Source organism: Shewanella sp. BJSY2023SW001, from assembly GCF_047314685.1.
In the GTDB taxonomy this organism is placed as follows: domain Bacteria; phylum Pseudomonadota; class Gammaproteobacteria; order Enterobacterales; family Shewanellaceae; genus Shewanella; species Shewanella indica.
The window spans coordinates 1-13191 of sequence record NZ_JBKORF010000071.1; the positions used below are offsets into that span (position 1 = coordinate 1).

10 protein-coding genes are annotated in these 13191 nt (G+C 41.9%); 1 reads left to right on the forward strand and 9 read right to left on the reverse strand.

Going from position 1 to position 13191, the window contains the following annotated elements; translation table 11 throughout:
• The 8 genes from ACMHXH_RS16040 to rfaH form a co-directional block, all read right to left on the reverse strand.
• Nucleotides 1-263 (reverse strand): hypothetical protein (locus ACMHXH_RS16040; protein ID WP_413738284.1); only part of this gene is annotated, 263 nt, incomplete at its 3' end.
• A gap of 8 nt (nt 264-271) precedes the next feature.
• Nucleotides 272-1597 (reverse strand): dTMP kinase, encoded by a 1326-nt coding sequence (locus tag ACMHXH_RS16045; RefSeq protein ID WP_413738286.1) that lies wholly within the window; start codon nt 1595-1597, stop codon nt 272-274.
• 12 nt (nt 1598-1609) lie between these two features.
• Nucleotides 1610-2815, reverse strand: a complete 1206-nt coding sequence (locus tag ACMHXH_RS16050; protein ID WP_413738288.1) for an oligosaccharide flippase family protein — start codon at nt 2813-2815, stop codon at nt 1610-1612.
• Nucleotides 2808-3674, reverse strand: coding sequence for a glucose-1-phosphate thymidylyltransferase RfbA (rfbA, locus tag ACMHXH_RS16055; RefSeq protein ID WP_413738290.1), 867 nt, complete (start codon nt 3672-3674; stop codon nt 2808-2810). Before rfbA ends, ACMHXH_RS16050 begins: the two co-directional genes overlap by 8 nt.
• The gene (rfbB, locus tag ACMHXH_RS16060; RefSeq protein ID WP_413738292.1) at nt 3674-4771 is read right to left on the reverse strand and encodes a dTDP-glucose 4,6-dehydratase; all 1098 of its coding nucleotides are present in this window, start codon (nt 4769-4771) and stop codon (nt 3674-3676) included. The genes rfbA and rfbB overlap by 1 nt, the downstream gene beginning before the upstream one ends.
• A gap of 215 nt (nt 4772-4986) precedes the next feature.
• Nucleotides 4987-5958, reverse strand: coding sequence for a Wzz/FepE/Etk N-terminal domain-containing protein (locus ACMHXH_RS16065; RefSeq protein WP_413738294.1), 972 nt, complete (start codon nt 5956-5958; stop codon nt 4987-4989).
• A gap of 83 nt (nt 5959-6041) precedes the next feature.
• On the reverse strand, nt 6042-8780 hold the full coding sequence (locus tag ACMHXH_RS16070; protein WP_413738296.1) for an SLBB domain-containing protein: 2739 nt from the start codon (nt 8778-8780) through the stop codon (nt 6042-6044).
• Nucleotides 8781-9514: 734 nt separating this feature from the next.
• A complete protein-coding gene (gene rfaH, locus ACMHXH_RS16075) occupies nt 9515-10012 on the reverse strand; it encodes a transcription/translation regulatory transformer protein RfaH (RefSeq protein ID WP_101056089.1) in 498 nt (165 codons plus the stop codon).
• A gap of 432 nt (nt 10013-10444) precedes the next feature.
• On the opposite strand from rfaH, the gene ACMHXH_RS16080 reads away from it, so the two are divergent.
• Nucleotides 10445-11956 (forward strand): peptide MFS transporter, encoded by a 1512-nt coding sequence (locus ACMHXH_RS16080; protein WP_101056088.1) that lies wholly within the window; start codon nt 10445-10447, stop codon nt 11954-11956.
• Nucleotides 11957-12055: 99 nt separating this feature from the next.
• Here the strand turns inward: ACMHXH_RS16080 and ACMHXH_RS16085 are convergent, their stop codons facing one another.
• The gene (locus tag ACMHXH_RS16085; protein WP_101056087.1) at nt 12056-13162 is read right to left on the reverse strand and encodes a response regulator; all 1107 of its coding nucleotides are present in this window, start codon (nt 13160-13162) and stop codon (nt 12056-12058) included.
• Nucleotides 13163-13191: the final 29 nt, after the last annotated feature.

A 13191-nucleotide genomic window follows, 5' to 3' on the forward strand; every position in this document is an offset into this window, starting at 1 on the left:
AGATAAAACAAATAAACCGAATCATTTACATATACCTGCAGCACCCCAGTAGCAGTGATTTTGATAAAATCAAACCCCTTAAATTTAATGTTGCCATATATAAAAAAAAGAACTCTCAACAAAACTATGTTATTTGAGCCCCCTAAAAATAACTCTTTCAAGACAGTGTTAAAAGTTGAATGTGATTCAGAGTCATCTTTATTACCAATCAAACTTAGTAACTTTCTGGCACACGCTTTAATGTAAAATAAAACCAATCCCATATATAATTTCAAACTTTATCTCTAATATTGCAGCTAATACTTTCATAGACCCTATTAAAAACAACATTTAATTGCTGATTTGCGTCAATAAAAATACACTCCTCTGTCCCCTTCAAATACTCTTGATAGAGAAAAATATTACGTTGCATTTTGCTAAACTCATATTCGACTTTTCTGGAGTGTGCTGTTTCAGCAGTAACATCTAGATAAATAGCCAAATCCGGCCTAAATATGACTTTAGGCTTAAAAATACTAGTCGCTCTAAACATCATCTTTCCAAAACCAAACTTTGTATTTAATCTGTAATTAAAGTCTATCTCATCATCATAAAAATAGCGATCACATACAACTACTCTTCCCATAGTTTGATAGTAAAAAACCTTAAATAACCTTCCTTGACGATCAACACTTTTAAGAAATCTAGGAAACATATTTAATAAAAACATGCCATCTAAAATCGATGAAAGAAAATTGACACCTGGAATCCAAAAATTATTGCTTCCCATATAAACCGTTTTTATGCCTATTTTTTTAAAATAGGAATCACTAGAAAGCATGTCTATAATTGTTGACTTACCGGCACCATCGACACCAATAATACAAACAAACATACCTTTATTCAATAATCTAGCGTTAGACTCTCCTAACAAGCGCCCAGAATAGTAACGGGCTTTTCGAACAATCGGCAAAATATAACGAAAAAATCGACTTTCATATTGTAATTTGCAATCATTTGTGAAATCTGTTCTTAATTGAGAAATTGTACTATCTACAAGCTTTCTAAGTGACTGTTCTAAAAACTTATTACCTTTTTCATAACAGAGAAAAAACTTCAAAATATTTATACTTGGCGGCTGGTTTAAAAAATCTGCTTCTTTATAAATCACTTCTAAAAATTTAATTTTTGTGGCTATATCTTTTTTTGATGATTCATTTGCCAGCATTATATTCAATAGCAAGTAGTCTGAATTAGAAAGAACCTTTATTGGAAGATCCTCTAGCACAGATGTGTTAAGTACAGCAGGTACAATGGATGGCCTACCGCAAACTTTAACACTCAAAGAAGTTTCCACATCTATCATAATTTCTTTTTTTGTTATTAAATCCACTCCATATAACCTGTATGGTGGTTTAACTTGATTCTTAGCACGATAAAGACCATGCTTGTAAGCGACTCTTAAAAAAAGCTCAATATGCTCTTCCGTAACGAATAAATCGACATCCCCCCGATCACCATTCAAATCATCGGCTAAATGCTCCATACCTTTATAAAGATAGTAATTACAGTTTAAACTATTTAACTCTTCAAAAAAAAACCTGACAAAACTTAGCATGATATTTTACCATTAAAGAACAGTTTTACCGTTGCAAAATAATANACACAAAACAAAGTATGTCACAAGCGTAGAGTATACAGCACCTAAAAGACCATATAATTCTATAAAAATAACGTTTAAAACAACATTCAATATCGCGCATGCCAACATAATTAAAAACTTATATTTAGCACTGCCTTTCGTATTGAGTAGAACTCCTGCTCCCTGCATAACAAATACAAGAGGAATGGTTACAACCATTAATCTACTTATATCAATTGCATCTTCCTCATATTTTTCAAAGAATAAATTTAATATGAATGGCAACATAATATAAACAACAACCCCGACAAAAATCGACAGTAAAAATATTAATAAAATACTTTTTGAATATATTTTATTTATTTTTTCAATGTCAACCAAACTTTCCATTAACAAATGAACTCTGGCCAGCAGAAATTTCTGGTATATAACCCCAGGAATTATATATACAAAAGTAATTATTGACACGGCTACCGAATATATTGCCGCCTCCTCCTCTCCTAGCATCACTCTTAAAAAGATCACATCGCTCTGATAATAAACTAAGTACAGAAACCCCATTAAGGCAAATGGATAAGCATCCTTAATAATTGCGCTATATTCGACAGCTTCACCATCATGTTTAATATTAAAAAAGTGATAGAAACAATAGATGACACTGAACAGGGCAACTATGAAATATGAGTAGATAACTTGATTTAAAGATAACCCCTCATAAAACCAGTACAAAATGAAAATTAAGAGCATCCTTAATATATTTGGCGCAACTTGATAAATCGAAATCAAGTCAAATCTACCTTTAATCTGACTATGTGACACAAGCCATTCAATACTTATTAGACCTAAGATATGCAATGAAAAAAACAATAACAAATAAACATTCTGCATATTCATAGACATTAAAAAAATCAATATCAATAACAGAGACAAATAAAGTAAGGAAACTATTTTGAAAGAGGGAATAATACTGCTAACATAATAGCTATAGGATTTAGCATTAATTTTTAGCCAATACTGACCGATTCCAAATCCTATTATTGGAACCAGTAAATTTGAAATAACTAATAAAGTAGAAAGATTGCCATATTCAGCTTTATTTACAACTCCAGCAACAAACGCCAAAGTTATAAAATTTAAGACAACGCCCCCACCTGAGCTAATACATAGCTTTGTAATCGTTATAAACTTATCCAACGACTAAACCTTTAAGATATTCACCATAGCCATTTTTTCCATAATTTTCTGCTGCACTTAACAAAGCTTGTTTTGTTAGCCAGTTATTACTAAAAGCTATTTCTTCTAAACATGCAATTTTATAGCCTTGACGTTTTTCTATCGTTTCAACGAAAAGCGCAGCCTCCAATAAACTTTCATGAGTACCTGAATCGAGCCAGGCATATCCTCTACCTAAGACTTCCACATTTAGATTACCCATTTCTAAATATGCTTGATTTATACTAGTTATTTCAAGTTCTCCACGGCAGGAGGGCTTTACTGTTTTAGCAATATTTACGACGTTATTGTCGTAAAAATACAATCCAGTTACCGCATAATTGGATTTTGGTTTATGAGGTTTTTCTTGAATACTTACAGCTTTTTTTTCCCCATCAAATTCCACCACCCCAAAACGTTCAGGGTCTCTTACTTGATAGCCAAAGACGGTCGCTCCCTCTACTCTCGATGCGGCTCTTTTTAAAATAGGAGAAAAACCCTGTCCCCAAAAAATATTGTCCCCTAAAGCTAAGCAAACACTGCTATCTCCTATAAAATCCTCTCCAATAAGAAAGGCTTGAGCTAGCCCATCAGGCTTTTCCTGGACAGCATACTCTAGAACTAGTCCAAAATCACCTCCATCCCCTAATAGCCTTTGGAAAGAACTCTTATCTTCAGGTGTAGTTATTATTAAAATATTTCTTATACCAGCCAACATCAAAACAGATATTGGGTAATAAATCATAGGTTTATCATAAACAGGCAATAATTGCTTTGATACCCCTCTAGTCAATGGATATAATCGCGTTCCTGAGCCACCAGCTAAAATAATACCTTTCATTATGCCCTTTCCTTTATAACCGAAGTTTCTACACCTAAACGTTCACGTTGATAACTGCCATCTTGAACGTGTTCACACCACTTCTTGTTGGTTAAATACCACTCAACGGTCTTTTTAAGCCCTGTTTCAAAAGTTTCTATTGGCGTCCAACCAAGTTCACGCTGCATTTTGCTTGAATCAATTGCATAGCGTCTGTCATGACCAGGTCGATCAGTTACATAAGTAATTTGCTCGGAGTAAAGAGTATCTTTAGGGACTAAGGTATCTAAAATCGAACAAATAGTTTGAACAACTTCTAGATTTTGCTTTTCGTTATGACCACCGATGTTATATGTTTCACCGATATTCCCTTCAGTAACAACTTTATATAACGCACGAGCATGATCTTCTACATATAACCAATCTCGGATTTGGTCACCTTTACCATATATAGGCAAGTCTTTGCCTTCTAATGCATTCAAAATCACTAGAGGGATCAGTTTTTCAGGAAAGTGGTAAGGACCATAGTTATTTGAGCAATTGGTCACAATTGTAGGTAAACCGTAGGTGCGTAGCCAAGCGCGAACTAAGTGATCACTCGATGCTTTCGATACCGAATACGGACTACTAGGGGCATAAGGAGTGGTTTCAGTGAATAGGGGTAACTCGTCTGAATTTTGTACTTCATCAGGATGAGGCAAGTCGCCATAAACCTCATCGGTAGAAATATGATGAAAACGAAAAGCTGTCTTTTTATCTGCTGATAGCTCGTTCCAATATGCACGTGTCGCTTCAAGAAGGGTGTAAGTACCAACTATGTTGGTTTGAATAAAGTCAGCTGGACCTGTTATTGAACGGTCTACATGCGATTCAGCAGCCAAGTGCATAACTGCATCAGGCTTATGCTCATTAAAGACTCTGTCTAATTCTGCTCGGTCACAAATATCAACTTGCTCAAAAGCATATCTTTCATCTTCCTCTACGCTAACAAGTGAGTCAAGATTGCCAGCATAGGTTAATTTATCGACATTAACGACACTATCTTGGGTATTATTAATAATATGGCGAACGACCGCAGAGCCAATAAATCCGGCTCCACCTGTAACTAGAATTTTCATTTTTACTACCAAATTCAATGAGTTTAGCTATATTAAAGGGCTATTCTTGAGTGATAAATGATTAGAATTTTCATATATTCATCTCAGTCTTTCAAACCAAACTGAGACACTTTTTATCCACTTTTGAGACAGCAGCATCTTCGCAATCCCTTGTAAAGCCTAAGTTTTACTGTTTTTTCTTCAAACTGTCCCAATAGACCATCAATGTCTTTGCTTTAACTATCTTCTCTAAAAAAATGCCTAATTAGAACCATCAGCACAGCCAACATACCGCCTAGCATAGTTCCTAGTACGCAAATTAACGCACGCTTTGGCTTGGCCTTTTCTTCGGGAACAAAGGCTGGGTCGATTGTTTTAAATACATATTCATCACGCACTTCGGCGAACATTATTGTTTTAGCCTGTTCTTCTACCAGCTTGTATAGAATGGCTCGAATGTCAGCAACATTTGTGAGTTCAATCTGTTTATTTAAAAACTCAGTACTTCGATTAGCCTCTGCAACATCCCGCTCTTTCATGGTTAGGTTGATATCTGCAACTAACCAATCTAACCATTGTTTGGCAACAAAAGGAGATTTATGCTCTATCGATATTTTAACCATCCCAGTATCTTTATCTTTATTAACAGAAAAAATTTCTAAAAACTCTTTATGAGCCTCCTGTAAAGAAGGTTTTGGCTGAAATGGCGGCTTTACGTCACGTACCCAAGTCTTGCTATCTTGCTCATAAATATCCCGGTCAAATGACAAACTATTGTCAGCCATGTGCCACTTATCGACCGCCATTAGCTCAGGCAGTATTTGGTGTTTTTCAATAAAGTTACCGATAAATTGCCTTGACTTGAGTACTTCAATCGCCAGTTGTGTCTTATCAGTGCCACCTTTGCCGCCTAAGTTAATCCCCGCCATACTGGCAAGGCCACCAAACTGGGAGGCAAGTCCCGCAAGCGCTCCTGCGCCCTGCTCTTCCGACGCTGGGGCCAATAACGCCTCCGATTTATAGATGTTCGGTAGCATTAGCGCGATAACCACAGAGGCGACGGCAAACACCAGGGTGATCCCCGCAATCAGCTTTTTACCTTGCCAAATTACGCTGAAAAGCTCACGAAGATCGATTTCATCATCTCTTAGCGCATTCGCCGCAAACTGTGCGTCAGGATGCTGCTGAGGGGTAATATTTGATGTCATATTTTTTTATCTAGTAATCAGTGATTTTGATTTTGCTCCAGAGCGGCTTAACGCCCCCCTGGAACAAAGCCATTTATTTGAGGTTACAACCCGGAAATGCTTGCTACTGCCACCGCTGTGTTGTAAATGATTTGGGTTACCTGGCTCCAGAGTGTCAGGTTATCCTTATACTCTGTATCCAATGGAACTATGATGGTGTCCCCTGGTTGCAGATTGTCTTCACTGCTGAACCACATGGAGCGCTTAGGCATCATTACCGAACCATCAGCCTTTATTACGTAAGTTCTGTCTTCATCAGCACGCTTACGGGTACCACCGGACATATCAAGATATTGGTCAAGAGTAATACCTTCTTTATACCTATGGGTCGATGCATGTTGTACTTCGCCCATAACTGCTATGGTCTGTTTGGTTGATGGCACATAGAGAATATCTTGATCTTCCATCTGGATATTTGCTTGGGATATCCCCACTGAGATAGCCGGCAAATCCACCACCAAACGGCCGACGGCCTGAATGCTTTCCAAATCTTTCAGCATCAATTGAGCATCGGCATAGTTAACTAAGTTGCCGTCCTTGGAGACCCCTCTGGTGGCGATATCCCGCCGCAGTTGGTCGGCCAGCTTCTTAATTTCCATCTGCTCCTGCTTACGCACCGATTCCCGCACAAATACCGCAGAAGGGAGATAAGCAAATTCGGTAAAGCCACCGGCCCGTTGGATCACATCCTGCAGCGTTTCACCGCGGCGGATATTGTAAATACCCGGGAACTTAACTTCGCCGCGTATTTCAACGGTTTGATGCTCCTGCCAATCAGGGGTAGTCATCACAGTAAGGATATCGCGCCCTTCCAGCGGTAAATCAGCGGTTTTGTTCCCCTGAAGCGCACTGGTTAAGTCCACGGTTTTATGCTCTATGGATGAACCACCGGCATTGGTAACAGTGCGGGTTAACTCTGCTCTGGCTGTGTAGGCGCCTTCTTTCAAACCCCCGGCGGCTTCAATTAAAGAGCTGACAGAAGCGTTAACCGTCAGCGGGTACATACCTTCGTGGCGAACCTGGCCGCCAACAGCAACAATTTTTACACTGTCCCCGGCGCGCGCCTGGGCGTTGAGCTTACTGATAACCGGGTACAAGAGTTCGCTACGATTCATCATGTAGCTATATTTGATTAAGTCAGTGTCATCAAACAGGTTCAATAACATCTTACTGACTTCTGAGATTACAACGGCCTGTTCATCACTTGTTGCATCGCTGTCATCAACCACTACCCCACCAACAGCATTGCGCTTATGCAAAGTTTTACTTTGCAGCAGGTTGAAACCTGCCTTGAACAGATCATTTCCTATCAGTGAGTTCCCCGAAAGCGAAGTCACCTTGGCCACTCTTTGCTTGACCAGCTTATTCAGCTCATATCGGTTAAGGCTATCGTCACTGAAGTTGAAAACAACCAGCTTATCTCTTGGTTGCAGTACCAGGTTTTCCTTGGCGTCCTGATTAACAATCGCCTTTCCGGGTGCAAATTGGTAAACCTCTATGTTGCCATAGTCATCCACCTCACGAAGCAAAATTGCATAATCCAAATCGGCGGATATTTGTAAATCAGACCAAATGGATTTGAGAATATCATTCACCCTCAAACCTTGATGCCATTGGTACTTTCCAGGCCGGACAACAGCGCCAACCAGAGTCACGGCATTATCATATTGCCCTGAGGTTCCCTTAACCCTAACCACATCGCCCGCTTTGGCCACTGTTTTTTGACCTTTGGCTGAAGTGAGGTCAACTGTGAGCAAAGATTTAAGGCCTTGGTCATTGTAACGTTCGACCACACTGGCCTTTGGATAGGAACCCGGCTTAACACCGGCGGCCATATTCACCACATCCCCAAAGGTTTCACCGCCTTTCAGCTCATAGATAGCAGGGCGACGTACTTCGCCGGCCACACTGACCAGCCCACCCACAGGAGGAATGAACACCACATCCCCGGATTGTAACCTCAAATCGCCGGAGGCATCACCGCGCATCAATAAGTCATAAAGATCCAGAGTACCGACCAATTTGCCGCCACGCTTCAGCTGTACCTTACGCAGCGAACCTATTTCATTCACGCCGCCGGAGACAAACAGCGCTTGAGTAATGGTTGACAGACTGGATACAGTGTAAGACCCGGGTTTGTAGGCATCACCGGCCACAAAGATACGAATAGAGCGCAGTTCACCCATAGTGATATTGGACTCTATGCCTATCATCTGGTGTTTGATGCGTTTTTTAAGGGTATCTTTGGCTTCGGCAAAACTTAAACCGGCAATACTGATAGGGCCGAGTTCAGGGAACTGTACAGTGCCATCGCGATTAACGGTAAGTGAGAACTCTCTATTGGTTTTACCGAAAAGTTGCACCATCAGGGTATCCCCTGGCCCCATCAGATACTCACTGGGGACAGGCACATCGGAAACCGGAGCAAAAGTGCTGGGTTCACCGGCAAACAAGGAGTAACCAAAACGCTTGAGAGCACTCTTGTCTGTTGCTTCAACCGTAAAGTCTAAAGTTGGCTTTTCGCCCCCATTAGCGCTGTTATCCTTTTTTTCTCTTGGATAAACAACTTGCGGATTAACCGGTTTCTGACTGATGTTATTGCCTCCACTCAATATGGAAGGATCTATTCCATACTGCTTGGCTAACCTTTCCTGTTCAGCGCGAGGCAAATTTTTGAATTGTTCGATCATTTGAGGTGATGGCGTAACAGCTTGAGCTTGCGAGCCAAGCAAAGCCAAAGCGCCGATACCCGCTATGATGAGTTTTTTGGTTTTCTGTAACACCAGTTGTCTCCGTAATGGTGAATAGCACTAAAAATCAAATGAACCTTTCAGCAATGCAACAACCGCGTTTAACGCCATAAGCGCTTCAACCCGGATTCCATTTGAGACCAACGCCTCTTACTTGCTGATTTTTTAAATGGCGGAAACTGAACAGTTTCCGGTTTAACTTCTCTGAACCTGATAATAGCGTTTAGCCATAAACATCAGACTCATTGAGTTATACAGGTTTTCGCACCATCACAGGGTTAGCGTTCCGCATACCACCCAAAGAGCTTCGGCGTCCACTTTTGTCCTTCAGACACGCTACCGTTCCGCGTGGCGCTCAGAGAGCTTCGGCGTCCACTAAGAATATGAAACTATTCATATTCTTGTCCTTCAGACACGCTACCGCCCATGGATTGCGGCCTCCAACTTGCCCTTTGCGATGCAAAAACTATATTTTTTAAAGCGTTAAAAAAATGCTACCCAAAGTCTTTAAGGTAACATTCATTTCCTGTACCAGGTCTTACTTTGCCGGGGGATTATATCCCAACCCCCCAAGTGATACAGTTCAAAAAACACCCAGCCCTTGTTAAGCTGAGCAATAATTCAACTACCAAGTTACAGTCAGACTATTTTTGCAAAAATGAAAAATATAAGATATTGATTTTTTGGCAAAAAATGCAAATTTATTCATAGTTCGCAAATGTTGAGCTTTGTAACAATGGGAAATGTCCTACACGGGCAGCAGGCAATTACGCACACGCTGCTTTAATTGCCTTTTGATCTACTATTATGCTCTTGTGCTGACCAAGGAAAGTAAACAATACTTTACAGCGAGTATCGCCGCATTTTTCAGCAAATATGCCATCAAAATCAGTAAATGGCCCTTCGGTAAACTGTATTTTATCACCGGATTGCAGGGGCTTTTCTGTGATCAAGGGCGTAGCTAATTCACGTTGTTTGAGCTGATTGATCAGTTGCTCATCAATTGGCAGCAGTTTCTCACGGCAGTTAACCAAATTGGCAACACCGCGAGTAGAGCGGATCTGACGTACACTGGTCAGTTCAGGATCAAACTTGATGAATAGATAGTTGGGAAACAGAGGTTGCTTTTGAACGACAGTTTTGTTTTTCTCTTTCTTTTCAAGCCGCACCATCGGCAAATAGGTCTCAAGCTCTTGGAGCATCAGATTCTGTTGAGCCCTCACTTCACTGCGAGGTTTACAGTACAAAAGGTACCAGGCCTTCATGGTGTTCTCACTACTTGGTTTCTGTCGGGTGACGTCCTATCACAGCGGGCAATCATATCAGACATAAGTTTACAATTGAAAGTGAATTTCAGGTTTCCCCCTCCCCCCACTTTGGTCTAATTGAAATTACGGTTACAAACCGAACAGGTCTGACCACATAAAGGCATGTATTGCTCATAAAGCCGCCGCTTCCCGGCCCTGAAATTGACTTTGTAACTGGATCCAGAGTATATAAGGTGAGCTTTGTTGCTTTTGATGAACAAATTACAATACAGAAAACCAAAGCCTCAATCACAGCGCATTAAAAGACATGCCCATAACGCTTTACAAAACAGTGTGATGTTAACGGCAAAACAGCTGGGATAAATACAATCGCTTTCTGTGTCGACTTTTGTCACACGGCCAATTAACAATTTTAAGGTGGAAGACTTCATGAGCTTAGCAAAACCTCAGGGGACTGTGCTCGGACATCCCAAGGGATTGTTCCTGCTGTTCACAACAGAGCTTTGGGAACGATTCAGTTACTATGCGATGCGTGCCATTCTGGTACTTTATCTTGTTGACCAAGTAAGAACCCAAGGCGCAGGGGGGTTAGGCTGGACTCAAGCAGACGCTTTGAAACTCTACGCTTGGTTTACCGGCTTGGTCTATCTGACACCACTTTTGGGTGGATGGTTGGCCGACAATGTTCTTGGCCAGCGGAAAGCGATTTATATCGGTGGTGCCTTGATGGCGATAGGCCAATTCACTTTGGCAGCCCCCCATAGTTGGGTGCCCGGGATGGAGACCATAGTCTTTTATGCCGGTCTTGGTACCCTGATTGTAGGTAACGGCCTATTTAAGCCTAACATTTCGACCATGGTAGGTGACCTATATGAAGAAGGCGATCACCGCCGCGACGGCGCCTTTACCATCTTCTACATGGGTATTAACTTGGGTGCCGCCCTGTCCGGCTTTGTTGTCGCCTGGGCCTATACTAACTTTGGCCATAAAGAAATTATCGATGGCGTTGAAGTGACAGTTAACAACTGGCAAGCCGGTTTCTTCTGTGCCGGTGTCGGTATGCTGATCTCTCTGCTTATTCAGTTCCTTTTTGCCCAAAAACTCTTGGGTGATATAGGTACAGTTCCAGCAGCAAAAATTGAAAAACAACGCGCTGCCGAGCGCGGTGAAGTAAGAAAAGAACCCCTGACTAAAGTTGAACGTGATCGCATTAAAGTGATCATGGTGATGGGTCTGTTTACCATCATCTTCTGGGCGGGTTTTGAGCAGGCCGGTGGCTTGATGAATCTGTTCACCAATGAGTTCACCGACCGCTTTATTGGTAATTGGGAAGTGCCGACAACTTACTTCCAGTCACTGAACGCCATTTTTATCGTGGTTTTTGCCCCCGTGATCGCTTCTATCTGGATCCGTCTTGGAAATAAAGAGCCCAACTCACCGGTTAAATTTGCTCTCGGCCTGATACTTTTGGCTATTGGCTTCCTGTTTATGATAGGTGCAGTACTGGAGATGGGTGGCGACGCCTCTGCCAAGTCCAGTATGTGGTGGTTGGTTGGTGCCTACTTCTTCCATACCATGGGTGAGCTTTGCCTTTCCCCTATCGGTTTGTCTATGGTCACTAAGTTGGCCCCTCTGCGTATCATGTCACTGCTGATGGGCTTTTGGTTCTGCTTTATTTTTATTGCTAACTTAACCGCAGGCTATGTAGGTTCCTTTATCGGTCACGGCGGCGAGAAAGAAGAACAGCTGGCCAATGCCATGTCTATCTTCTCCGGCATTGCCATCACGGCAGCCATTTCAGGCGTGCTCCTCTACTTTATGGCCGATAAACTGGTCGATTGGATGCACGGCGCAGAAAGCAAAATTCACGATCACTCCGAAGAAGAAGCTTTGGAGCAAGAAATTGCCGTAACAGGTGAGCATGAAGCGATAAAACGCTAATAATCATTCGGTTACCGAATAAAAAAGGCTGCAGTATGCAGCCTTTTTTATCTTTTGCAATTTAATGACTTGCCACCTTGGCTTGGTCATTATGAAGCGTTACAACGACAGTTGCACAAAGCCCCCCTGGGGGATCTTGGGGTTAAAATTCAGCCCCAGGAATCTGTTTTGTTGCAGCAGCTGTCTATGTTCTGCCTCACTGGAAACAACACAAAGCTGCTCTGCGGGCATTAAGCTTCGAAATTGAGTTGTTGGCTTACCCCACTCAAGTAGTCCCAACTGCAGCGAATCCGCCAGCGCCAGTGGCGTAATGCCATCTTGGTTACGTATGTAACACCTCAGTCCCCTGCCCGCCTGAGCAATGGCTGCCCGGTAACTATCAAGTTCTATTGCCACGTAAATCATATCGCAATAAAGGTCCAAGCCTGATTTGACCAAACGATCATTCAGATAACTCAACATATTGAAGGGTTCTATCACCACAGAACTAACACCGGTGCGATTAAGTTTAAGCTTCTGATTAACAAAACTCCGCATCAACACACTGGCAAAAGCAGCGCGATTATCCTCCGGATGAAAGTGCGCCATATACATAATTAAATGATGGTTACCAACCATGGCAGAATCGATAAAGTAAGGACTTACCTGTTCGTGCTTGAACAGACTGTAATCCAATCTGGCCTTGGGATATTCAATATGACTCGCGGGGAATAGCTGTTGCTGCACGCATCTGGCTGCTTCTGCATTTTGCTCAAGCAAAGCCAAGTTTTCATTCAGCTCCATAAAAGAGAGTTCTTCCACGTCCCGATTAACAGCAGCGTGCTCCTGATCCACAGATGTCAGGCATTGATTAATAGCGTGCTCGATACTGTAAAGATCGGATACTGGCTTAACCAAGTAATCGCAGGCACCTATCCGCAGAGCCTCGACTACATCGGCCATAACCTGATTTCCGGAGATCACAATGGAAGGAATAGCGGGGTTGATGCGCGACATCGCCTTGAGCATTTCCAAGCCCCCCATTCGAGGCATGGAAAGATCGGCTACCACCACATCATATTTCTGGCTTTTGAAACTCTGCAGCCCTTGCTCACCGTCCTCGGCTTCAACAACATTGGCGCCCCGTCCACTCAAAAAGGCGGCAACAATATTGCGAAAAACAGGGTCATCCTCAACCAGCAGTACATTGAGACTGTTCAGCGCCATGGTTAAATCCCCGCAGGTATCAATCGCCG

What these genes read in the sequence shown, in the direction of transcription:
- ACMHXH_RS16080 (WP_101056088.1), top strand. Translation starts at nt 10,445, where the DNA reads ATGAGCTTAGCAAAACCTCAGGGGACTGTGCTCGGACATCCCAAGGGA.
- rfbA (WP_413738290.1), bottom strand. Translation starts at nt 3,674, where the DNA reads ATGAAAGGTATTATTTTAGCTGGTGGCTCAGGAACGCGATTATATCCA.
- ACMHXH_RS16085 (WP_101056087.1), bottom strand. Translation starts at nt 13,162, where the DNA reads ATGGCGCTGAACAGTCTCAATGTACTGCTGGTTGAGGATGACCCTGTT.
- rfbB (WP_413738292.1), bottom strand. Translation starts at nt 4,771, where the DNA reads ATGAAAATTCTAGTTACAGGTGGAGCCGGATTTATTGGCTCTGCGGTC.
- ACMHXH_RS16065 (WP_413738294.1), bottom strand. Translation starts at nt 5,958, where the DNA reads ATGACATCAAATATTACCCCTCAGCAGCATCCTGACGCACAGTTTGCG.
- ACMHXH_RS16045 (WP_413738286.1), bottom strand. Translation starts at nt 1,597, where the DNA reads ATGCTAAGTTTTGTCAGGTTTTTTTTTGAAGAGTTAAATAGTTTAAAC.
- rfaH (WP_101056089.1), bottom strand. Translation starts at nt 10,012, where the DNA reads ATGAAGGCCTGGTACCTTTTGTACTGTAAACCTCGCAGTGAAGTGAGG.